Source organism: Actinacidiphila sp. bgisy167 (genome assembly GCF_965342175.1).
Taxonomy (GTDB): Bacteria; Actinomycetota; Actinomycetes; order Streptomycetales; family Streptomycetaceae; genus Actinacidiphila.
Genome location: NZ_CBDRBL010000032.1, coordinates 38,509 through 58,694 on the forward strand (window position 1 = coordinate 38,509; position 20,186 = coordinate 58,694).

A 20,186-nucleotide genomic window follows, 5' to 3' on the forward strand; every position below is an offset into this window, starting at 1 on the left:
ATCATCACTCCCCCGGTGCCGCCGCGTCGTGCCGGCGCGGCATGACACCGAGGTGTTCACCGACCCGGTGGACCATCAGGGTCATCTCATAGGCGATCTGCCCGACGTCGGCCTGCACCCCACTGAGCACCGAGAGGCAACTGCCCTCGCCCGCCGCCGTGACGAACAGGAAGCCGTCGTCGAACTCGACCATCGTCTGGCGTACGCCGCCCGCGTCGAAGTGCCGCCCCGTGCCCTTGGCGAGGCTGTGGAACCCGGACGACACGGCGGCCAGGTGCTCGGCCGTGGCACGGTCCAGACTGGTGCTCGCCCCGGTCACCAGACCGTCGGTGGACAGCACCAGCGCGTGCCTGACGTGCGGCACCCGCTCCGTCAGATCGTCCATCAGCCATGTGAGTCCACTGCTCACCGTCATCCCCCGTCCTCCCCGTTCTCCGCTGTCCCCTGCGGTGCTACGGCGTCCCTGCCGCGGGCCAGGCCGCGGGCGAACGCCCTGATGGTGGAACGCGCCTCTTCCGGAGATCGTTCCCTTTCGTCTCCCCCATGCGGCTCTCCGGGGCTCTGGTGCACCCCGTCGTCCCTCAGTTGCGCTACGAGAGTGGCCTGCCGCTGCCGCTTCGGCAACCCCGCCCCCGTCCTCCCCTCCTCGCGTGGGCGGGTCGGTCCCCGCCGTGGCATCAGAGCGCGCGGCTCCGCTCCGGCGCGACCGGGTGCCGGCGGTTCGGGCAGGGCTCGTGGGCGGAGCACCTGTCCGCCGGTCTCGACGTCCTCACCCGAGGCGTCCACGAGTACCGACTGCGGGATGAACACCACCGCCACCGTGCCGTCGAACCGGCCGCGGCGCAGGGTGACGCGCACGCCCTGCCGGGCGGCGAGCCGGCCGACGGTGAACAGACCGAGTCGGTCGGTCTCGGGAAGCTCCGTCCCGGCGCCGGCCTCGCCGAGTTCGTTGTTCGCCTCGGCGAGCCGCTGGGCGCTCATACCGAGGCCGCGGTCCTCGACCTCGAGGACGTAGCCACCGGCAACCACCTCGCCACGCACCTCGACCTTGCTGTCCGGCGGTGAGAAGGCGGTGGCGTTGTCGACCAGCTCGGCCAGCAGGTGCAGCACGTCGGCGACCGCGGGGCCGGCCAGCGCCACCCGGGGCATGCGCCGGACCGAGACCCGCTGGTAGTGCTCGACCTCGCCGACAGCGGCGCGCGCCACCTCCGCGAGACGGACCGGCCGACGCCAGGCGCGGCCCGGTGCGTTGCCGGAAAGGATCAGCAGGCCCTCGGCGTGCCGGCGCATGCGGACGGCGATGTGGTCGACGCGGAAGAGGTCGTCCAGATCCGCCGGGTCGGCGGAGCGGCGTTCCATGGCGTCGAGCAGCGTCAGTTGCCGGTGCAGCAGCACCTGACTGCGGCGAGCCAGGGTGGTGAAGACGGCGGAGACCCCGCGGCGCAGCCTCTCCTGGTCGACCGCCGCCTGGACGGCGGCACGCTGGGCGTTGTTGAAGGCCCGGCCGACTTGACCGATCTCGTCGGTGCCGAGGCTCAGGTCGGGTGCGGCCCGGGCCACGGCGGCGGCGTCGAGTTCCTCGCCGGCGCGCAGCCTGCGCAGCACCTCCGGCAGGCGCTTCCCGGACAGTTCCAGGGCCTGGTTGCGCAGCAGTGTGAGCCGCCGGGCGATGTTCCGCCCGATGAGCAGGGAGACGACGAGCGACAGCACGACGAAGAACAGTCCGGCACAGCTGACCGCACCGGTCCGCACAAGCACGCCCATGCCGTCGTCATGCGCCTGTTCGCCCACCTCCCGGGCGGCGGCGAGGTTGATGTCGCCGAGTTCGGTGAGCGCCCGGTCGGCGTTCTGCCGCCAGCGGTCACGCGAGATGCCGAGACCGACGTCGCCGATCTCCGCGGCACGAGCCGTGGACTCCATGGAATCCAGCGTCCAGGCGACGCTGCCGCCCGCGAACTCGTCGAGGCTCTCCTTCGCGGCCTTGGTCAACTCCGGGTCGACGATGGCATGCAGCAGTTTGCGTCCGTCGATGGTGCCGACGAACTCGCGGTACTGCACGGGTGTCATCGGCGGACCGACCTGTGCGGCGGTGAGCATGGCGTCCTCGCGGGACAGCAGTTCCCTGGCGCGTGCGAGGTCGACGACCAGACCGCCCTGCCGGGCGGCCTCACCACTTCGCAGCGTGGCAAGCGATCCGAGCAGCCGGAAGATGGGATCGATCACAGCGGAGTAGCGGTGGAGCGCCATCGACCACGCGATGTCGCGCCGGCCGGCGTCCTCGCGCAGAGGTGCCAGGTCATTGGCGGCGGTGAGCAGCTCCGTGAGCCGCTGCCGCTGGGCGAGGTTCAGTTCGGTGCCCCGCGCCTGTGCCCGCGCGTGCTCCCGCACGATCGTGAGCAGCCGGTCGGTGGTCCGTTCGGCCTGCTTCAGCTCGCTGCCGCCGGTCGCGCCACCGGAGGCCACATAGGTGACGGCGAGGCGTCGCTCCACTTGCAGCGCCCGGCCGAGGTCGTCCGCGGGTGCTCCGTAGTAGCGATAGGTCTCGGCGATCCCCAGGAGGGCGAACGCCCCGCGCACCGAGGTGAAGGTGCTGTATGTCCACAGACCCGCCAGCGAGAGCAACGGCACCAGGAGAAGTGCCACGAGTTGCGTGCGGATGGTGCGGGGGCGCAGGCGCATGCGTCAGGTCCTCGGTCGACCATGGGCTCGATGGGGAGGGGCACAGTCTGGCCCACGAGTGCCCCCTCGGTGACGCCGACTGTGACATCTCACAATTGCCTTCCCCGGTGAACGGTGCCGAGAGGGGGCACGGGAAGGCGCGAGGGGGACGAGCCACGGAGCAGGGTCGGCAGGCCAGGGCACCGTCGTGGGGCCTGGAGACGCGCCGCGCCTCCAGGAGCGGAACACGGCGAAGCGTCGTACCCTGCTTTCCCGCGCCTTTCGCGGCGGGTCCGTTCGCGTCGCGGACACGGTGCGGCATTGCGGGGGAAACCCCGCTGACGCACGCTAGACGCATGGAACGCGGACAGGTCGTGCGCCGGGTCCACGGTCCCGCTTCGGAGGCGGAGGGGGCTCTGCGGGACGTCCCGCTGGTCCATCGGGACATCCACGGCTACCGGCGTGCCTTCCGGCTGGGCGGCAGCGGGCCACCGCTGCTGCTGATCCACGGCCTCGGCGACTCGTCGGCCACGTGGTCGCACATCCTGCCCTTGCTGGGGCGCCGCCACACGGTCGTCGCGCCCGATCTGCTGGGCCACGGCGACAGCCAGCGGCCTCGCGCCGACTACGCGGTCGCGGCCTACGCGTGCGGTATGCGGGACCTGCTGGGTGTGCTGGACATCGACCGGGTGTCGGTCGTCGGGCACTCCCTCGGGGCGGGCGTCGCCATGCAGTTCGCCTACCAGTTCCCGGAGCGGTGCGAACGTCTGGTGATCGTTGGCGGTGGCGGCCTCGGCCCCGAGGTGCACCCCCTGCTGCGGCTGGCCGCGGGCCCGGGGGCCGAGGTGCTGCTGCCCCTGGCCACGTCACCGCCCGTGCGCAAGGCGCTGCGGCTGCTCGCGCCGCTGCTCAGGAACGCGGGCGGGCTGGGGCTGGGCCGGCACGACTTCGACTACGTACTGGAGCGTTACCTCATGCTCGACAGCTCCATGGCGCGTCAGGCCTTCCTGCGCACCCTGCGCGCGGGCGTCGACGCGCGGGGACAGGTCATCACGATGATGGACCGCAGCTATCTGACGGCGGGACTGCCCACCCTCATCATGTGGGGAGAGCACGACGGGGTGATCCCGGTGCGCCATGCGCTGCAGGCCCACACGGCGATGCCGGGCAGCCGGCTGGAACTTTTCGAGGACGCGGGGCACTTCCCGCACCATGACGCGCCCGAGCGGTTCGTCGACGTGCTGGAGGACTTCCTCGCCACCACCACGCCGCAGGAGTACGACCCTGTGCTGTGGCGCCGGTTGCTGCGCCGCGGAAGGGTGGACGTGCCGCTCTACAGGGAGGTCGAGCCGCCGCACCCCTCCAGCGGGTCCTGAGGCCGCCCCCGTTCGCATACGTGGTGCTGGAGGGCCGAGCCGAGGCGATCCGGGTGGCCCACTCCCGCAGGAGAGTGGGCCACCCGGATCGCCGCACGCTCCATGGGCGAGGACACGCCGAGGCCGTGCGGAATCCTCCAGCGGTAGGGGAGCCGGGCCCGTGCACCCCTACCGGCCGGCCGTACGCACGCCGTTCTCGGCCGGTTGCCGATGCACGGTCAATGGCGCCATAGGCGAACGGCGCCAAGGCGCTCGGCCCGCGCGGCGGTCAGCGCACCGACTCCAGGAGGCGGGCCGCGTGCATCCGCCCGGCGTGCTCGACGAGGGCGACCAGAACCTCCTTGCCCGACGCGCGCTCCCGGGCGTCGCAAGGGACGACAGGGGTGCCGGCTTGCAGGTCGAGGGCGCGCGCGATGTCCTCGGGACGGTGTTCCAGCGCTCCGGGGAAGCGGTTGACGGCGACGGCGAAGGGAATCTTCCGGTGCTCGAAGAAGTCCACGGCCGGGAAGCAGTCCTCCAGACGGCGCGTGTCGGCGAGCACGACCGCGCCGAGCGCGCCCTGTGACAGCTCGTCCCACAGGAACCAGAAGCGGTCCTGGCCCGGGGTGCCGAACAGGTAGAGCGACAGTCCCGCCCTGATGGTGATCCTGCCGAAGTCCATCGCCACGGTGGTCGTGGACTTCCGCTCGACGCCCATGGTGTCGTCCACATGACGGCCGGCCTCCGTCAACTGCTCCTCGGTGCGCAGCGGCCGGATCTCGCTCACCGCACCCACCATGGTGGTCTTGCCGACCCCGAAGCCCCCCGCGATGAGGATCTTCAGGGCCATGACCGGCGTCTCAGAGTGCCCGGAGTCCATTGATCACCTCTCGCAGGATGCGCTCGTCCGGTAGCTGCGCCGGCGGTACGGGTCTGCTCACCCGTACGCCGCCGAGCGCCAGCAGGTCGCCGAGGAGCACGCGTACCACGCCCACCGGCAGGTCGGCGTCGGCCGCCAGTTCGGCGACCGACAGGGGCTCGTCCCGGCACAGCGCGAGCAGCGCGCTGTGCTCGGGGGCGAGCGTGGGATCGTCCGCGGCGCCAGGTTCGGCGAGCACCAGGGCGATCAGGTCCAATGCGGCGACAGCTGCGCCTGGCCGGGTGCGGCCGCCGGTCACGGCGTAGGGACGCACCATGGGCCCGGCCGCGTCGTCGTACCACAGGCCGTCCGGCCCGCGCGAGTGTCCGCCGTCCATCACCCGTTCGCCGACCGGCCCGCGGCCGGTTCGGCGGCGCCGAGGCGCGGTGGGGTGTACAGGTGCTCCCCCACGCGCTTGACCAGCCGGGCCATCTCGTAGGCGATCATCCCGATGTCGGCTCCCGCCTCGGTGAACACCGCGAGACACGATCCCTCACCCGCGGCGGCCACGAAGAGGAAACCCTGATCGAGTTCGACCATGGTCTGCCGGACCCGGCCCGCCTCGAAATGGCGACCGGCGCCCTTGGCGAGGCTGTGGAAGCCCGATGCGACAGCAGCCAGGTGCTCGGCGTCCTCCCGGGTCAGCCCGCACGAGGAGCCCACGGCCAGGCCGTCGCCCGACAGCACCACGGCGTGCCGGACGTGGGCCACCCGGTCGGTGAGGTCGTCCAGCAGCCAGTCCAGTTCACCGGACCGGTTCGGTGTGTCGATCATTCGAGCTCTCCTTCGCGGGGTGCCGGGTCCGTACCGCGGGCGTGGTGCCGCCCGCCTTCCTCGGGCAGTGCGTGCGGACCGCCCCAGGGGCCCGTCTCCCCGGGAGCGGGCCGGCCGCCGCCGGGCTCCGGGGCGGGTCGCAGGGGGGTCGGGCCGGCGGCCTGCCCGTCGGTGGTGTCACGGGCCGCAGGACCGCCGCCGCGGACCCAGCCGCGCCGGAAGGCGGCCATCGTCGAACGCGCCTGCTCCGCCGTCCGCTCGGGGGCGTCACGCCCCGTGTCCCGCGGCCCGAAGGAGGGTTCGGGTGCGCGAGGCTCGAGGAGCTGCGGGGCGAGACTCGCGCGACGTACGCGGCGCGGGAGTACGCCGGCGGCGGAGGACGCGGGAGCCTCGGCCGCCGCGGATGCGGGCGCGGCACCTCGCTCCGGGGCGGTGGCCGCAGCCGCCCCGGGTGCGGGCAGACGGACGGGCCGGGGCACGGAGGGGTGCGGCGGTGCGGCGTCGCCGTGGCCGCGAGGGAAGGCCGCCGGGGCCGTCGGGACCTGGGCGGGTTCCTGGCGCGGTGCAGGTCCGTGCGGGCCGGCCACCGGGCTCCCCGCCCCGGCTCCCCGTTCGGCGCGGGCCTCGGGTGCCCTCATGTCGACCAGGGCGGTGGGCAGGAGGACCACGGCGGTGGTCCCGCCGTACGGGGAGGAGCGCAGTGAGACCTTGACGTCGTGCCGCCGGGCGAGCCGGCTGACGACGAACAGGCCCAGCCGGTCGCTGTCGAACAGGTCGAGCGCCTCCGTCCGGGCGATGCGCCGGTTGGCCTCCGCCATGGCCTCGTTGCCCATGCCCAGGCCGCGGTCCTCGATCTCGAGGGCGTAGCCGTTGCCGACCTGCTCGCCGTCGACGCGCACCTTGGTGTGCGGCGGGGAGAACTGGGTGGCGTTCTCGACGAGTTCGGCGATCAGATGGGTGAGGTCGGCGACCGCGGAGCCGATGACCGCCGCCTGCGGGAGCCGGCGGACCTCGACGCGGGCGTAGTCCTCGACCTCCGCGACGGCGGCGCGCACCACATCGGTGAGGGGCACGGGCTTGCTCCAGGCGCGGCCGGGAGCGGAGCCGGAGAGAATGATCAGTCCCTCGGCGTGCCGCCTCATACGGGTGGTGAGGTGGTCGAGCTTGAACAGGTCCTCCAGCTCGCCCGGGTCCTCGGTGCGCCGTTCCATGGCGTCCAGCAGGGCTAGCTGACGGTGCACCAGGACCTGCTGCGGCGGGCCAGGTTGACGAAGACGCCGGAGACGCCGTCGACCAGTTCGGCGCGCTCCGCGGCAGCACGCAGCGCGGCACGCTGCACAGTGGCCACGGCTTCGGCGACCTGGCCGATCTCGTCGGCGCCGTGCCTGCCGAGGGGCGCCTCCTTGCCCAGGTCGATCTCCTCTCCCGCGCGGAGCCGCCGCATGGCCTGAGGCAGTTTGCGGCGAGCGAGCTCGAGTGCGGTGTTGCGCAGGCCGATCAGCTCGACGACGAGGCCGCGGCCGATCCGTACGGAGATGAGGAGAGAGGCGAGGACGGCGAGCAGACCGAGCATGACGGCGATGCCCGAGGGACTCGACAGGCCGTCCGCGACGGTCCGGTCGGCCGGTGCGGCGGCCTCGGCGACGTGGCCCAGCCCGGACAGCACTTGCGCTGCCGTCCGGTCCCAGACGTCGGGACTCGTGGCGTCCGCGGCCGCCTTGCCGGGCCCGGCGTCGAGGACGGCGTCCTCCATGGCCTCGAGGTCCACGTACGCGGTGGAGCGGGCCAGCCGGTCCCAGGCGCCGCGGCCGCGGCCGCCGAGGTCGGCCGTGGAGCCCGCGACCAGGACGCGGCGGGCGGTGACGGCGCCGCTCAGTTCGCGGTAGCGGTCCGCGGGAAGGTCACGGGTGAGGGCCGCCGCGGTGAGCAGCGCGTCCTCACGGGACAGTTGTTCAGCGGCACGGTCGATCTCCAGGGCGACGTGCTCACCGCGGGACGCGGCAAGGGCGCCGCCGATCGCGAAGCCGTCGTCGATGGCGCCGGTGTAGGACTGGTACGTCTCCCGCCAGTCCGCCGTGCCCCGCGTGATGTCCCCGCGGGAGCCGCGCAGGCGCTCCAGTTCGCCGACGAAGGTGCGGACCCGTACGACCGCGGCGCCCGGCAGGCCCGCTCCCTCGGCGACGGTGTGGCCGCCGTCCAGCCGCAGCCTCGCGGCGGCGCGGTCGGTGGCCGCGGCGCGCTTGCTCAGATCGGCGGCCGCCCCGGAGGTGGGCCGGGTCAGGTAGCGCGTGGCGGCGCGGCGTTCGGCCTGCAGGGCGGTCACGGCGCCCGCGACCGGCTCGCGGACCGTTTCGGCGACGCGCTGGGCGCGCAGCCGCCCGGAGACGTCCTGGGCTGTGGTGACGGCCGCGAAGGCCCACAACGCCATCAGGGACACGATGGGCACCATGAGGAGGGACACGATCTTCGCGCGTACGCTCCTCGGCCGCAGGCTCGGCCGCCCGCGCGCGGCGTCGCCCTATATGCCGTCGTTCTCGCCGAGGGGCTTCTCGTCCGCGGGGAGCCCGGCGTGCGCTCTGCGGCCCCGTGGCGGCGTCACAGGGCGCCCTCGCCGACGCGCTGCGCGGTCGCGGAGGCCACGCGTTCCCTCGCCGTCGGTGAGAGCGCGACGAAGGCGGAGGTGAGGAAGAGGTAGGAGCCGAGCCCGACGATGAGGGGGAAGAGGAACGCCATCGCCTCTGCTCCGGGCAGCACATCCGCCGAGGGTCGGACCTGGACGTCCACGGCGAGCATCCCGGTGTAGTGCATGCTGCTGACGGCGGCGCCCATCACCAGGGACGCGACGGCGACGATCACGGGCCGGTGGATGGTGAGCGCCGCCCACAGGGCGGCGGTCGCGGCGGCCCAGGCGATGACGACGGACAGCGCCACGAGCCAGGGTTCGTAGGCCACCGTGCCGTGCAGATGTACGGCGGCCATGCCCAGGTAGTGCATGCTGGCCACGCCGGCACCCGTGGTGAGGCCGCCCACCGCCAGGGCCCGGAAGCGGCTGCCTCCGTACCCGACGGCGAAGACCCCGAGACCGACGACCACCATGGCGACGGCCAGGCTGAGGACGGTCAGGGGGACGTCGTAGCGGATCTCGGTGCCGCTGACGCGGAAGCCGAGCATGGCGACGAAGTGCATCGTCCAGATACCGGTGCCCAGAGCGCTCGCGGCGGTGATCAGCCAGTTGCGCCGGGAACGGCCGGTCGTGGCCAGGGCCCGTACGGTGCAGCGCAGTCCGAGCGCGGCACCCACGCACGCCATGGCGTACGAGAGCAGCGGTGTCAGCCAGCCGAAGGCGGCGTGGTCCATGTGTCCCATGGCCCCGGGACGCTAGTGCGAACGTGGTGGCACGCTCGTGCCATGACTGAACCCTGCCGCTTTTGACAACGCGCTTGCCGACTGGGGACCTTGACGATCGTGTTCGGCACGAACCTGCGCAAAGGAAGCGTCTCAGCCGTTGCGCGGCGCGTACATGATGATGCCCACGCCCACCAGGCACACCAGGGCGCCCGCCACGTCGTAGCGGTCCGGCCGGTAACCGTCGGCCGCCATCCCCCACGCGAGCGAGCCCGCGATGAACACACCACCATAGGCGGCGAGGATGCGGCCGAACTCGGCGTTCGGCTGCAGGGTGGCGACGCACCCGTAGAGCCCCAGGGAAATGACGCCGGCGCCGATCCACACCCAACCGCGGTGTTCGCGCAGCCCCTGCCAGACCAGCCAGGCCCCGCCGATCTCCAGCAGCGCGGCGAGCAAGAACAAGGCGACGGAACGCAGCGGGATCATGCGACCATGATGCCCCGTACCCCGTGCCCTCCCGGGCGGGCCCCCAACCGGAGGTGGTCGTCGTGCACACCGATCCCGCACAGGTCCGCGCCTTCTTCGCCGCCCGCGCCGCCGGCTGGGAGACCCGCTATCCCGACGACGCCCCCGCCTACCGGGCCGCTGTAGCCGAACTGGGCTTGCGGGAGGGACAGGCGGTCCTCGACGCGGGGTGCGGCACGGGCCGGGCGCTGCCCTTCCTGCGGGCGGCCGTGGGAGCGTCCGGGACGGTCGTCGGCGCCGATCTGACGCCCGAGATGCTCGCCGAGGCGGTACGGGCCGGTCGCCGTGAACACGGCGCCCTGCTGCTGGCCGACTGCGCCCGGCTCCCTTTGCGCGACGGCGCCCTGGACGCCGTCTTCGCCGCGGGGCTGATCGGGCACCTGCCGGACCCGCGGGTGTGCCTGCGGGAGCTGGCCCGGGTCACCCGGCCGGGCGGCCGGCTCGCGCTCTTCCACCCGATCGGCCGGGCGGCACTGGCCGCCCGGCAGAGCCGTGAGCTCACCCCTGACGACGTGAGGGCGGAGCCCAACCTGGGGCCGCTGCTGGAGTCCTCGGGCTGGACCATGACGTCGTACACGGACACCGACGAGCGGTTCCTGGCGATGGCGTCGTCACTCGGGTAGCGGTCGTCGCGCGGTGTCGGGCTCCGCCGATGGGCGTCCGCGCCGGCACGGGTGTGCTGAGCGGGCAGGGCCGCCGGCGCCAGCCCGGCGGCCCGCGCCTGGGACTCCTTCAGCCCGGTACGGGCGATCTCCAGGTCGCACACCTTGCTGACGGCCGTGCCCACCACGCCGGGGAAGGTGGCGTAGCCGCCGCCGATGTTGGTGCCGATGACCCGGCCCTGCTTGTTGGCGTGGGTGCCCAGCGGGATGTGCTGCATCCCGCCGGAGATTAGGTTGAGGACCTCCACGCAGTCCCCTCCCGCCCAGATCGCCTCCTCGCCGCGCACGCGCATCGCGCGGTCGGTGAGCAGCCCGCCGTGGGCGCCGACCGGCAGCCCCGCGTCACGGGCGAGGCCGGTCTCAGGCGTGACGCCGAGACCGAGCACGACGACGTCCGCGAGGTACTCGCCCCGGTCGGTGGCCACGGCACGGACCCGGCCGTCCGCCCCGGTGAGCACCTCGCGCACCGGGGGCCCCGGTGACGACGGTGACGCCGAGGCCCTCCATGGCCTCCCGTACGAGCCGGCCCATGTCCGGGTCCAGGGTGGCCATGGGCTGCTCGGAGCGTTCGACGAGGGTGACCCGGAGCCCGTGCCGCAGCATGGCCTCGGCCATCTCCACGCCGATGTAGCCGCCGCCGACCACGACGGCGTTCCGCAGGGGCCTGCTGTCGAGGGCGTCCAGGATGTCCTCCCCGTCACCGAGGGTCTGCACGCCGTACACGCCCGCCGCGTCGATCCCCGGGATCGGCGGGCGCTTGGGGACGGCGCCGGTGGCGATGACGAGCCGGTCGTACCCCGTCCAGTCCTCCGCCCCGAAGACGTCGCGGGTGCGCACCCGCCCTCGGTCCCGGTCGATCTCCACGACCTCGACACCGAGCCGCACGTCGATGTCGCGGGCGCGGTGCTGCTCGGGCGCACGGGCGATCAGCGCGTCGGGGCCGGTGGTGTCCCCCGCGATCCAGTAGGGGATCCCGCAGGCGGAGTAGGAGGTGTGGCGCCCGCGTTCGAAGGCGACGATCTCCAGCTCATCGGGCCCTTTCCTCCTGCGCGCCTGGGACGCCGCCGACATCCCCGCGGCGTCCCCGCCGACGACCACCAGCCGTTCCCTCATGCCCCGCAGCGTATGTGCCGCCCCGGTGTCCGGCACGGCCGCCCCCGTGCCGCAGACTGGAGGCCATGGACCTGCAGATCACCGCGACCTCCCCGGACCATCCGGCGGCCCTCCTCGACCTGCCGTGGAACGTGCCGCTGGAGGAGTGGCCGGAGGAGTACCTGGTGGCGCTGCCGCGCGGCATCTCGCGGCACGTCGTTCGCTTCGCCCTGGCCGGCGACGAGGTCGTGGCGGTCAAGGAGGTCGGCGAGTGGGCCGCCGTCCGGGAGTACGGGCTGCTGCGCGACCTGGACCGGATGGGCATACCCGCGGTCGACGCCCTGGCCGTCGTCACCGGCCGCACCGACGCACGCGGCGAGCCGCTGGAGCCGGTGCTGATCACCCGCCACCTGGTCGGCTCGCAGCCCTACCGCTCGATGTTCGAGACGACCATGCGCCCGGGCACGGTCAACCGGCTGCTGGACGCGCTCGCCGTTCTGCTGGTCCGGCTGCACCTGGCGGGCTTCGCCTGGGGCGACTGCTCGCTGTCGAACACCCTCTTCCGGCGTGACGCGGGCGCCTATGCCGCCTACCTGGTGGACGCCGAGACGGGACAGATCCAGCCCACCCTCTCGCGCGGCCAGCGGGACTACGACATCGAGGTGGCCCGGGTCAACATCGCGGGCGAGCTGCTGGACCTTGAGGCGGGCGGCTCGCTGCACCCCGCGGTGGACCCGATCACCTTCGGCCAGGCCATCGCGGACCGCTACGAGGAGCTGTGGCACGAGCTCACCCGCGAGTCGGTGTACCCGGTGGCCAAGCGGCACTACATCGACCGGCGCATCCGGCGGCTGAACAACCTCGGATTCGACGTCGCGGAGATGCAGATCCAGAAGTCGCCCGACGGCGACAACATCACATTCCTGCCCAAGGTCGTGGACGCCGGGCACCACCAGCGCCAACTGCTCCGGCTCACCGGCCTGGACGCCGAGGAGAACCAGGCCCGCAGCCTCCTCAACGACCTCGAGACATGGATGGCGACCCAGGAGGACTACGCCCCGGGCGACCCGCTGGGCGCCCGCCCCGAGGTGCTCGCCCACCGGTGGGTCCGCGACGTCTTCCGGCCCACGGTCCGCGCCGTGCCGCGGGAACTGCGCGGCTCGCTGGACACCGCGCAGATCTACCACGAGCTGCTGGAGCACCGCTGGCTGATGTCGGAGCGGGCGCAGCGCGACGTGGGCCTGGACGCGGCGGTCGAGGACTACGTCCGCACCGTGCTCCTCGCGTCGCCGCAGGGACCCGCCGTTCCCCTGCCGCCGGAGTAGGGCCGGGGAGTAATCTCGGCGGATGACCGACCGCAGTTCGCTGAGGGGCGTCTTCGACGAGGACGCCGAACTGTACGACCGGGTTCGGCCCGGATATCCCGGCGTGGTCTTCGACGACCTGACCGCCGTGGCGGGCCTTCGTCCCGGCGCGCGCGTGCTGGAGATCGGCTGCGGGACCGGGCAGGCCACCGTGCCGCTCGCGGCGCGCGGCTTCCGCGTCACGGCGGTCGAGCTGGGGCCGTCGATGGCGGCGGTCGCCCGGCGCAGGCTGGCGGCCTCCCCCGGGGCCGAGGTGGTCGTCTCAGCCTTCGAGGACTGGCCGCTCCCGGACGAGCCGTTCGACGCGGTGGTCGCGGCCACGGCCTTCCACTGGATCGATCCCGCGGTGGCCGTCGTGAAGTGCGCCGAGGCCCTTCGCCCCGGCGGGGTGCTGGCCGTCATCGCCACCCACCATGTGGACGGCGGCTCGCGGGACTTCTTCGCCGACGTGCAGGAGTGCTACGAGCGCTTCACACCGGAGAGGCCGCCTCGCCCGCGGCCGAGCGCGGCGGCTCTCGTTCCCGCGGACAGCGGGGAGACCGACCGCTCCGGGTGCTTCGGTCCGGCCGTCTTCCACCGCTACGAGCGCGAACTGCCCTACACCACCGACGAGTACCTCGATCTGCTGCTGAGCTACTCCAACCACCGGGCACTGCCCGCCGTGCTTCGCGAGGGCCTGCTCGCGTGTGTCCGCGCGCTGATCGACGGACGCTACGGCGGCCGCGTCGTCAAGCGGTACCTGACGGAGCTGCGGATCACGCGGCGGCTGTGACGCTGCCGCAGGCCAGGCGCGTACGAGGTGTGCAGGGGCGGCGCGTCACGGCCCCCGCGGGCTCGCAGCCGTTCTCCCCCTGACCGCCGCTGTCCCGGAGGGCAGGCGGCACGCTTCGCCGTGGGGTGGGACGCCGCTTTCGTCCCGCCCCGCCGAGCGCCGGGCATCGGACCTCGAGACACGCCGCAGGCACCGGCGCATCCGGGTGAGGCGAGCCGCCCACCCGGCGTGTCCCCTCCACGCGCGCCGGTCATATGAGCTGATGTTCGCTCCATGGGTTCACACCGTGCGGCCAAGCACGCGCGCCGCCGCGCGGCCGGAGGTCCACGGCGTGCCACCCGCGTCTGGGCGACGGCCGCCGCGACGGCCGGTGCCGTCGCCGTCGCCGCCATCGGGGTGCAGAGCCTGCTCATCCGCACCGACCCACCCCCCGTCCACGCCCGCCCCGCACCAAGCCCGCAGCTCATGCCCCTCCCCGACCCGGCCGCACGGGCCGGGCTGCAGCACGTACCGCTCCACCCGGCCCGCGAACCCGCCATCGTGCCCCGCAAGAGCTGGGGCGCCGACGAGTCGCTGCGCACCGAGCCCCCGCACTACAGCGCCACGGTCAAGGCGGTGTTCCTGCACCACACGGACAGCGGCAACGGCTACAAGTGCGCGGACGTGCCAGAAACCATCCGCGACATCTACTCCGGCCACATCCAGAGCCGCCACTGGGACGACGTCGCCTACAACTTCTTCGTCGACAAGTGCGGCACGATCTACGAGGGACGGGCCGGGGGCTCCGACCGCCCCGTCACCGGGGCGCACTCCCTCGGCTTCAACCAGGACACCATGGGCATCGCCGCGATCGGCACCTACGACGACAAGGGCAGCGTCCCGCCGGCGATGGCCGAGGCGATCGCGCGGCTCGCCGCCTGGAAGCTCGGGCTGTCCGACATCGATCCCCGAGGGAAGGTCACCCTGGTGTCCAGCAGCAGCAAGAGCCGCTTCAAGAAGGGCGAGCGGGCGGTCTTCCACGTGATCGCGGGCCACCGGGACGCGTACATGACCGACTGCCCCGGAAAGGAGCTGTACGCCAAGCTCCCGGAGATCCGCACCGAGGCCGCCAGGCTGCAGGGCCGCCCCCCGCCGGCCGCCGCGCAAAGCGACGACTGACCGGCCCGCCCGCGATCAGCGAGGCGCCAGCGCCAGCAGCGCGACATCGTCGCGCACCGCACCCGCATGCCGGTGCAGGTCTTCCCACACCGCGTCGACAACGGCCTGAGGACAGGGGACAGCACCTTCGGCCAGCCAGGCGGCGAGGCGTTCCGCAAGCGGGTAGAAGACCCCGGCGGCGTCACGGGCCTCGGTCACCCCGTCGGTATAGGCGAGGATCACGTCCCCCGGCACCAGGGGCACGACGGAAGGCGGCGCCGGTTCCTGTCCGGGCAGCCCGGCGCCGAGCGGCGGACCGTGCTCGCACGTGAGCTCCCGTACCTCGCGGCCGCGCAGCAGCAGGGCGGGCGGATGCCCCTGGCAGACCAGCCGCACCCATGACCCGTCGTCGGGAAACTCCAGCAGCAGGGCGGTGGCGAACAGTTCGTCGTCCCCGGCCGCGTCCAGGGACAGCCGCCGTTCGAGACGCCGGGCCACACCGCGCAGCTCCCGCTGGTCGAGCACCGCCTCGCGGAAGGCGCCGAGCAGGGCCGCGACCGTGCCGACCGCGGCAAGGCCGTGTCCCTGCACGTCGGCGACCAGCGCCCGTACGCCATGGGGCCCGTTCCGCACGTCGTACAGGTCGCCGCCCACCAGGGTGCCGCGCTGTGCGGCCCGGTACAGGGCGGCGCAACGCACCTGCCCCACATCGCCGGGCACCGGGGCGAGGACGGCGAGCTGCGCTGCCTCCGCCACCGACCGGGCCAGCACCAGCCGGCCCCGGAAGCGCCGCTGCAGCGCGGCGATGACCACGCTGAGGGCGCCGATGAGCACGACGGCGCCGAGCTCGGCGCCGACCAGCGTTCCCGAGCCCACCACGGGGAGCTCCATGACGACCACGACGGTGGTGGCCAGGATCGCGGTGCCCGCCACGCCGTAGGTGAGCGCGGCGAGCGGCGCGACGGCCGCGTAGTAGGCCCCGAGTTCCACGTCGCCGGGGGTGACGCCCTGAGCCAGGATCAGCGCGCCGAGCAGGGCGACCGGGAGCACGCGCAACCAGCGCGGCGGTGCGCCGATCCGCAGCGTGCCGTCCTCGGCCGGAGCCGTGCCCATGCACGCACCGTATCCGTGAGCGGCGCGGGCCGCGCGTCTCAGAGGCGGCCGCGGTCGCGGGTCGTGGCCGCGTGCCACGACCCGCGGCGAGCTCGCTGTGGTGCCGTCAGCCGACCTCGAGGCGGGCGTGCGCCGCGTCGAAGGCGGCGGCACGGCACCGGCATCGGCGGTACGTCGTGGAAACCGCCGTCGCAACGATCCACCGGCGGGCCGCCGGCCTCGCCGCTACCGGGCCGCGTTCGACGCCCTGACCTCATGGGTGGAGCGGAGCCGGACGCCTCCCGCGGACCGCACGGTGCCCCGGCCGGCGAGCGGGGACGTCGTCGACTCCTGCGCGCTGTCCTGAGTCAGACCCGCTCGAGCGGACGGTGCGGCCCTTCGGGGAGCTCGACGGCGATCGGATCGCCGGGCCGCACCTCCCCGCCGTGCAGGACCACGCCCATGATCCCGCCCTTGCGGACGACCGCCCCGCGCTCGTCCCTGCCCACGACCTGCCGCAGCAGACCCGGCCGGAAGCCGTCGATCTGGCGGCAGGGGTTGCGCAGACCGGTCACCTCGACGACGGCCTCGGCACCAAGCCGCAGCCGTGTCCCGACGGGCAGGCCCAGCAGGTCGACGCCGCGCGTGGTGACGTTCTCGCCGAGCTCGCCCGGGGCGACCTCGAAGCCGGCGGCGCGCAGCTCGTCGTGGAGTTCGCCGTGGATGAGGTGGACCTGGCGCAAGTTGGGCTGCGTCGGGTCCTGGGCCACCCGCGACCGGTGCTGCACCGTCACCCCGAGATGGGCGTCCCCCTCCACGCCGAGCCCGGCCAGCAGCCGGATGCTGCCCCGGGCGGGCTTGCTGAAGTGGTGCCCCTCGTCGCGGCTGACGGCGGTGACGGTCGCGGTCATGGTCGCCTGCTCCCCCCTCGGTCGGTTCGGGATACCCTCAGTCTAACCAGGAGCTTCATTGAACTTTCAATGATGCCGCCGTAAGGTGGACTCATGCCTGTTCGCCGTCTCAACCACGCCGTGCTCTACATCCGTGACGTCGCGCGGTCGGTGGAGTTCTACACCGCCGTGTTCGGCTTCACCGTCGACACGGAGATCCCCGGACGCGCCGCCTTCCTGAGCGCCGCGGGCACGCTCAACGACCACGACCTGGGACTGTTCGCGATCGGCCCGGACGCGCCCGGCCCCGAGCAGGGCCGCGTCGGTCTCTACCACCTGGCCTGGGAGGTCGGCACACTCCGCGAACTGGCCGACACCGCCCGTCTGCTCAGCGAACGCGGCGCGCTCGTCGGCTCCAGCGACCATCTCGTGTCGAAGTCGCTGTACGCCAAGGACCCGGACGGCAACGAGTTCGAGGTGATGTGGCGTGTCCCCCGCGAGGACTGGCCCCAAGACCAGGAACTCGCCGCACCGCTCCCCCTCGACCTGCAGGCGGCGCTGGACCGCTGGGGGCCCGACCGCAGGACCGGCGCCGCCGCTGGCTCCGTGACCTGAGCACGGGCCGCACCGCGCGTCCGCGGCGCCGTCACCTTCCGATCTGGCGCCTGCCGGACCGGCGCAGCCTGCGCCGCTGGGAGGGGTCCAGGGTGAGGTAGGCGGCCACGGGGACGCCCACGATGACCAGCAGGGCCAGCCACCAGGGCAGCACCCACAACAGGATCAGGCCGACGGCCGCGCCGCCGACGGCGACCTTCGCGCGATTCGACATCTTCCCGCCCTCCGTCCGCGGCACATGCCGCGCTCACTGGGATCAACGCGGGACCGCACGCCGCGGTTCCCCGCAGCAGGCGCCGCGGTCCACCCGCACGGCGCGCCCCGCCCGCATCGGGCAGGGCGCGACCGGCGGGAGCTCACTCGTGACGGCGTTCGGCCAGTTCCCTGGTTTCCTGCGGGGGCGCGTCCTGCGGCGCCGAGCACTCCGGGGCCGTCTCCGGCCCGTCGGGGGCGGTCGGCCGTTCACGGTCGCGGACCGCCTCGGCGCGCACGAGCGCGCCTAGGGCCGCGTAGATGTCCACGGGCATGGTGGGGTCCTCCTGCTGGTCTCGTCCTGCTGACACCCCGTTTCGGGCATGGGTACGCTGCGGTCCGCCGCATGGGCGAGGACCGCGGGCGCCGTCAGCAGCGCAGGACGAGGTGCAGGTGGTCGGGTCTGCCCGCGGGGGCGACGTGCCGGGCGGGGCCGCGGAGCGCGGCGCCGACGGGATTCGGGGGGCAGGTGTCGTGGACGATGTCCGCCGCGTGGCCCTGGACGGCGCCGGCACGCTGCTGGGGAGCGGCCGGCGGGGCGGTCCGCCGCCCGACGCCCACCGGAAGGTGCTGGTTCTGCTCGTCCCCGTCGTGGGTGGCGACGGCGAAGGCAGCCACCGGTTCCAGCGGCTGCAGGGCCGCGACCCCCGGTGCGCACAGCGCGTGGAGCAGGCACACCAGGGCCGCGAAAAGCCCGACGGCGGCCCCTGCCGGGACCCGGCGGGGACGTCCCGCTGCGCCATGCGGCATGCGCTGCTCCTCCGGATGCGTACCCCCACTCTTAACCGGGCGCGCGCTCGGACCGGGTGGCGCACTACGCTGATCGGCACACGCGTTCACCCGGCGGGCGCAGTGCGCGCCGCCGCGCCCGCACGCGAATCGCGCGGGGGTGAGGGTGGAGGGCCCGTGGCGCGCGTCCCTCGCCGTCCGCGTCCTCCACGGCGTTCGACCGGGCCTGTGCGGCGGACCCCTGGCTCTTCACAACCTCAGCCCTCGGCGGCCTTCGGCAGACGAAGCGCCACCGCGCACCCTTGCGGGGCACGCCGGACCCCCTCGGCCGCTCAGGACACCCCAGCCGGTACGATCGCTCCCGGCACTCCGCCCGGAACCTCGCGGACGTGCCCCACCCCGCACGTGCCCGACCAGGACGGGGTGGCGGCCGGGTCGCCCGCCGGGAACCGCCACAGCGGTGCCGGGGCGCTCGGCGACTCTCCCCCGACCCATGCCCGGGCTCAGGCTCCCTTGTAGCGGGTGAAGGCGGGGAACGCCGCCGCCAGGCCCAGCATCGCCACGATGACGAGCACTCCGCCCGCGGTGACCGCGGTACGCGTCCCGAACGCGGAGGCGGCCGTGCCGTGCAGCAGGTCGGCCACCCGGGGACCGCCTGCCACGACGACCGTGAAGACGCCCTGCATGCGGCCGCGCATGTCGTCCGTCGCCACCGACTGCAGGATCGCGCTGCGGAACACCATCGAGACCATGTCGGCGAACCCGGCCAGCGCGAGGAAGGCCGCCGCCCACCACAGACTGCCGCTCAACCCGAGCCCGGCGACGGCCGCCCCCCATCCGCAGACGGCGATGACGACCATCAGACCGTGCCGCTTGGCGCGGGAGAACGTGCCCGAGAACAGCCCGCCGGCGACCGCGCCGACCGGGATGGCCGCGAACAGCAGGCCGTATGCGAAACCCTCGCCCCAGGGGGCGTATGTGGTGGCGGCGAGCTGCGGGAACAGGGCGCGCGGCATGCCGAAGACCATGGCGACGATGTCGGCGAGGAAGGACAGCAGCAGGATGCGCTGCGCGGTGATGTAGCGGAACCCGGCACCCACCTCGCGCCAGCCGCCGCGCCGGGCCACTGGCGCCCCGCTCGCCTCCAGCGGCGGCAGCGCCGGCAGTCGCCACACCGCCCACACGGTCACGGTGAGGGCGATCGCGTCGATGAGGTAGAGGTCGGGCAGGCCGATGGCCGGTATCAGCGCGCCGGCGAGCAGCGGGCCGACGATCAGGCCGGTCTGCATCACGGTCGATCCGAGCGCGATGGCGGCGGGCAGTTCCTCGGCGGGCACCAGGCGGGCAATGGCGGCGCTGCGCGCCGGGGCGTTCATGCCGGCCGCCGCCTGCTGGGCGGCGAGCAGGACCATGAGCAGCCAGACGGACCGCGCGCCCGCGAAGGCCTGTACCCAGAAGAGCAGCGAGGTCACGGCGATGCCGATGTTGGTGTACAGCATCAGCTTGCGCCGGTCCACGCTGTCGGCGACCGCCCCGCCCCACAGGGCGAAGACCACGAGCGGGACCAGCCCGGCGATGCTGGAGTAGCCGACCCACGCGGACGAGCCGGTGATGTCGTAGATCTGCTTCGGCACCGCGACGGCGGTGAGCTGGCTGCCCACAGCGGTCACGGTGGTGGAGCTCCACAGGCGGCGGTAGGCGGGGTGGCGCAGGGGACGGGTGTCCATGAGCCACCGCCCGCGGCGGCTGCCGCGGCCCTGGCGGTCGGCCGCCGCGACGCGGTCCTCGGCGGGGGCGTCGCCGGCTGTCTTCTCGGTGCTGTCCACGGGTGCTTTTTGCTTCCTCGTACAACTATCGCTGACCCGCAGACACTACCCGCCCTTTCGCCCGGTGTGTGACGGCGGACGGGCAAGGCCGGGACCTGCGCCCTCACGAGGACCGAACGCGCGGCACGCGGACCCGGGACACGGCACGCGAGCGGTCCGGGGGCCGGCGGCGGGGC

The 20,186-nt window shown here is 73.6% G+C and carries 21 protein-coding genes and 1 pseudogene; 6 read left to right on the forward strand and 16 right to left on the reverse strand.

The window, feature by feature from the left end; all coding sequences use genetic code 11:
- Positions 1–4 precede the first annotated feature (4 nt).
- Entirely contained in the window at positions 5–415 is a 411-nt protein-coding gene (locus tag ACRWND_RS15190; RefSeq protein ID WP_431949408.1) for a roadblock/LC7 domain-containing protein, read from the reverse strand.
- Positions 412–2,679 (reverse strand): sensor histidine kinase, encoded by a 2,268-nt coding sequence (locus tag ACRWND_RS15195; RefSeq protein ID WP_431949410.1) that lies wholly within the window; start codon positions 2,677–2,679, stop codon positions 412–414. Before ACRWND_RS15195 ends, ACRWND_RS15190 begins: the two co-directional genes overlap by 4 nt.
- Positions 2,680–3,014: 335 nt before the next feature.
- On the opposite strand from ACRWND_RS15195, the gene ACRWND_RS15200 reads away from it, so the two are divergent.
- Entirely contained in the window at positions 3,015–4,034 is a 1,020-nt protein-coding gene (locus ACRWND_RS15200) for an alpha/beta fold hydrolase (RefSeq protein WP_431949412.1), read from the forward strand.
- Between the two features lie 268 nt (positions 4,035–4,302).
- Here the strand turns inward: ACRWND_RS15200 and ACRWND_RS15205 are convergent, their stop codons facing one another.
- The 7 genes from ACRWND_RS15205 to ACRWND_RS15235 form a co-directional block, all read right to left on the reverse strand.
- Entirely contained in the window at positions 4,303–4,893 is a 591-nt protein-coding gene (locus ACRWND_RS15205) for a GTP-binding protein (RefSeq protein WP_431949413.1), read from the reverse strand.
- Entirely contained in the window at positions 4,874–5,269 is a 396-nt protein-coding gene (locus tag ACRWND_RS15210; RefSeq protein ID WP_431949415.1) for a DUF742 domain-containing protein, read from the reverse strand. Before ACRWND_RS15210 ends, ACRWND_RS15205 begins: the two co-directional genes overlap by 20 nt.
- Positions 5,269–5,706, reverse strand: a complete 438-nt coding sequence (locus ACRWND_RS15215; RefSeq protein ID WP_431949417.1) for a roadblock/LC7 domain-containing protein — start codon at positions 5,704–5,706, stop codon at positions 5,269–5,271. Before ACRWND_RS15215 ends, ACRWND_RS15210 begins: the two co-directional genes overlap by 1 nt.
- Positions 5,703–6,947 carry an ATP-binding protein gene (locus ACRWND_RS15220; protein ID WP_431949419.1) on the reverse strand — a complete coding sequence of 415 codons (1,245 nt, stop codon included), beginning with the start codon at positions 6,945–6,947 and terminating at the stop codon, positions 5,703–5,705. Before ACRWND_RS15220 ends, ACRWND_RS15215 begins: the two co-directional genes overlap by 4 nt.
- Complete coding sequence (locus tag ACRWND_RS15225) at positions 6,932–8,155, reverse strand: nitrate- and nitrite sensing domain-containing protein (RefSeq protein WP_431949421.1); 1,224 nt, start codon at positions 8,153–8,155, stop codon at positions 6,932–6,934. Before ACRWND_RS15225 ends, ACRWND_RS15220 begins: the two co-directional genes overlap by 16 nt.
- Before the next feature lie 146 nt (positions 8,156–8,301).
- Positions 8,302–9,072 (reverse strand): MHYT domain-containing protein, encoded by a 771-nt coding sequence (locus ACRWND_RS15230; protein WP_431949423.1) that lies wholly within the window; start codon positions 9,070–9,072, stop codon positions 8,302–8,304.
- 132 nt (positions 9,073–9,204) lie between these two features.
- The gene (locus ACRWND_RS15235; protein ID WP_431949425.1) at positions 9,205–9,540 is read right to left on the reverse strand and encodes a YnfA family protein; all 336 of its coding nucleotides are present in this window, start codon (positions 9,538–9,540) and stop codon (positions 9,205–9,207) included.
- Positions 9,541–9,602: 62 nt separating this feature from the next.
- Between ACRWND_RS15235 and ACRWND_RS15240 the strand changes: the two genes are divergently transcribed.
- Positions 9,603–10,202 carry a class I SAM-dependent methyltransferase gene (locus tag ACRWND_RS15240; RefSeq protein WP_431949461.1) on the forward strand — a complete coding sequence of 200 codons (600 nt, stop codon included), beginning with the start codon at positions 9,603–9,605 and terminating at the stop codon, positions 10,200–10,202.
- A 41-nt stretch (positions 10,203–10,243) separates the two neighbouring features.
- Here ACRWND_RS15240 and ACRWND_RS15245 read toward each other — a convergent pair.
- Positions 10,244–11,354, reverse strand: a pseudogene (locus ACRWND_RS15245) (NAD(P)/FAD-dependent oxidoreductase); the annotation flags it as partial.
- Between the two features lie 65 nt (positions 11,355–11,419).
- On the opposite strand from ACRWND_RS15245, the gene ACRWND_RS15250 reads away from it, so the two are divergent.
- The 3 genes from ACRWND_RS15250 to ACRWND_RS15260 all read left to right on the forward strand — a co-directional run bounded on the left by ACRWND_RS15250 (position 11,420) and on the right by ACRWND_RS15260 (position 14,627).
- A complete protein-coding gene (locus ACRWND_RS15250; protein ID WP_431949427.1) occupies positions 11,420–12,658 on the forward strand; it encodes a DUF4032 domain-containing protein in 1,239 nt (412 codons plus the stop codon).
- Positions 12,659–12,680: 22 nt separating this feature from the next.
- Positions 12,681–13,469: a class I SAM-dependent methyltransferase gene (locus ACRWND_RS15255; protein WP_431949429.1), complete on the forward strand. Its 789-nt coding sequence runs from the start codon at positions 12,681–12,683 to the stop codon at positions 13,467–13,469.
- Positions 13,470–13,742: 273 nt separating this feature from the next.
- Entirely contained in the window at positions 13,743–14,627 is an 885-nt protein-coding gene (locus tag ACRWND_RS15260) for a peptidoglycan recognition protein family protein (RefSeq protein WP_431949431.1), read from the forward strand.
- A gap of 15 nt (positions 14,628–14,642) precedes the next feature.
- On the opposite strand, the gene ACRWND_RS15265 is transcribed toward ACRWND_RS15260, so the two are convergent.
- Together ACRWND_RS15265 and ACRWND_RS15270 are read right to left on the reverse strand one after the other, a co-directional pair.
- Positions 14,643–15,719: a PP2C family protein-serine/threonine phosphatase gene (locus ACRWND_RS15265; protein WP_431949433.1), complete on the reverse strand. Its 1,077-nt coding sequence runs from the start codon at positions 15,717–15,719 to the stop codon at positions 14,643–14,645.
- A 347-nt stretch (positions 15,720–16,066) separates the two neighbouring features.
- Positions 16,067–16,609, reverse strand: a complete 543-nt coding sequence (locus tag ACRWND_RS15270; protein ID WP_431949435.1) for an MOSC domain-containing protein — start codon at positions 16,607–16,609, stop codon at positions 16,067–16,069.
- A gap of 93 nt (positions 16,610–16,702) precedes the next feature.
- On the opposite strand from ACRWND_RS15270, the gene ACRWND_RS15275 reads away from it, so the two are divergent.
- Positions 16,703–17,203: a VOC family protein gene (locus ACRWND_RS15275; RefSeq protein WP_431949437.1), complete on the forward strand. Its 501-nt coding sequence runs from the start codon at positions 16,703–16,705 to the stop codon at positions 17,201–17,203.
- 31 nt (positions 17,204–17,234) lie between these two features.
- On the opposite strand, the gene ACRWND_RS15280 is transcribed toward ACRWND_RS15275, so the two are convergent.
- The 4 genes from ACRWND_RS15280 to ACRWND_RS15295 form a co-directional block, all read right to left on the reverse strand.
- A complete protein-coding gene (locus ACRWND_RS15280) occupies positions 17,235–17,417 on the reverse strand; it encodes a hypothetical protein (protein WP_431949439.1) in 183 nt (60 codons plus the stop codon).
- A 142-nt stretch (positions 17,418–17,559) separates the two neighbouring features.
- Entirely contained in the window at positions 17,560–17,766 is a 207-nt protein-coding gene (locus ACRWND_RS15285) for a hypothetical protein (protein ID WP_431949441.1), read from the reverse strand.
- Positions 17,767–17,824: 58 nt separating this feature from the next.
- Complete coding sequence (locus tag ACRWND_RS15290) at positions 17,825–18,205, reverse strand: hypothetical protein (protein WP_431949443.1); 381 nt, start codon at positions 18,203–18,205, stop codon at positions 17,825–17,827.
- 482 nt (positions 18,206–18,687) lie between these two features.
- Entirely contained in the window at positions 18,688–20,010 is a 1,323-nt protein-coding gene (locus tag ACRWND_RS15295) for an MFS transporter (RefSeq protein WP_431949445.1), read from the reverse strand.
- Positions 20,011–20,186: the final 176 nt, after the last annotated feature.

Bases quoted from the DNA above. Each gene is read 5' to 3' on its own strand.
- ACRWND_RS15190 (WP_431949408.1), bottom strand. From the start codon at position 415: ATGACGGTGAGCAGTGGACTCACATGGCTGATGGACGATCTGACGGAG.
- ACRWND_RS15195 (WP_431949410.1), bottom strand. From the start codon at position 2,679: ATGCGCCTGCGCCCCCGCACCATCCGCACGCAACTCGTGGCACTTCTC.
- ACRWND_RS15200 (WP_431949412.1), top strand. From the start codon at position 3,015: ATGGAACGCGGACAGGTCGTGCGCCGGGTCCACGGTCCCGCTTCGGAG.
- ACRWND_RS15205 (WP_431949413.1), bottom strand. From the start codon at position 4,893: ATGGACTCCGGGCACTCTGAGACGCCGGTCATGGCCCTGAAGATCCTC.
- ACRWND_RS15210 (WP_431949415.1), bottom strand. From the start codon at position 5,269: ATGGACGGCGGACACTCGCGCGGGCCGGACGGCCTGTGGTACGACGAC.
- ACRWND_RS15215 (WP_431949417.1), bottom strand. From the start codon at position 5,706: ATGATCGACACACCGAACCGGTCCGGTGAACTGGACTGGCTGCTGGAC.
- ACRWND_RS15225 (WP_431949421.1), bottom strand. From the start codon at position 8,155: ATGGTGCCCATCGTGTCCCTGATGGCGTTGTGGGCCTTCGCGGCCGTC.
- ACRWND_RS15230 (WP_431949423.1), bottom strand. From the start codon at position 9,072: ATGGGACACATGGACCACGCCGCCTTCGGCTGGCTGACACCGCTGCTC.
- ACRWND_RS15235 (WP_431949425.1), bottom strand. From the start codon at position 9,540: ATGATCCCGCTGCGTTCCGTCGCCTTGTTCTTGCTCGCCGCGCTGCTG.
- ACRWND_RS15250 (WP_431949427.1), top strand. From the start codon at position 11,420: ATGGACCTGCAGATCACCGCGACCTCCCCGGACCATCCGGCGGCCCTC.
- ACRWND_RS15255 (WP_431949429.1), top strand. From the start codon at position 12,681: ATGACCGACCGCAGTTCGCTGAGGGGCGTCTTCGACGAGGACGCCGAA.
- ACRWND_RS15260 (WP_431949431.1), top strand. From the start codon at position 13,743: ATGGGTTCACACCGTGCGGCCAAGCACGCGCGCCGCCGCGCGGCCGGA.
- ACRWND_RS15265 (WP_431949433.1), bottom strand. From the start codon at position 15,719: ATGGGCACGGCTCCGGCCGAGGACGGCACGCTGCGGATCGGCGCACCG.
- ACRWND_RS15270 (WP_431949435.1), bottom strand. From the start codon at position 16,609: ATGACCGCGACCGTCACCGCCGTCAGCCGCGACGAGGGGCACCACTTC.
- ACRWND_RS15275 (WP_431949437.1), top strand. From the start codon at position 16,703: ATGCCTGTTCGCCGTCTCAACCACGCCGTGCTCTACATCCGTGACGTC.
- ACRWND_RS15280 (WP_431949439.1), bottom strand. From the start codon at position 17,417: ATGTCGAATCGCGCGAAGGTCGCCGTCGGCGGCGCGGCCGTCGGCCTG.
- ACRWND_RS15290 (WP_431949443.1), bottom strand. From the start codon at position 18,205: ATGCCGCATGGCGCAGCGGGACGTCCCCGCCGGGTCCCGGCAGGGGCC.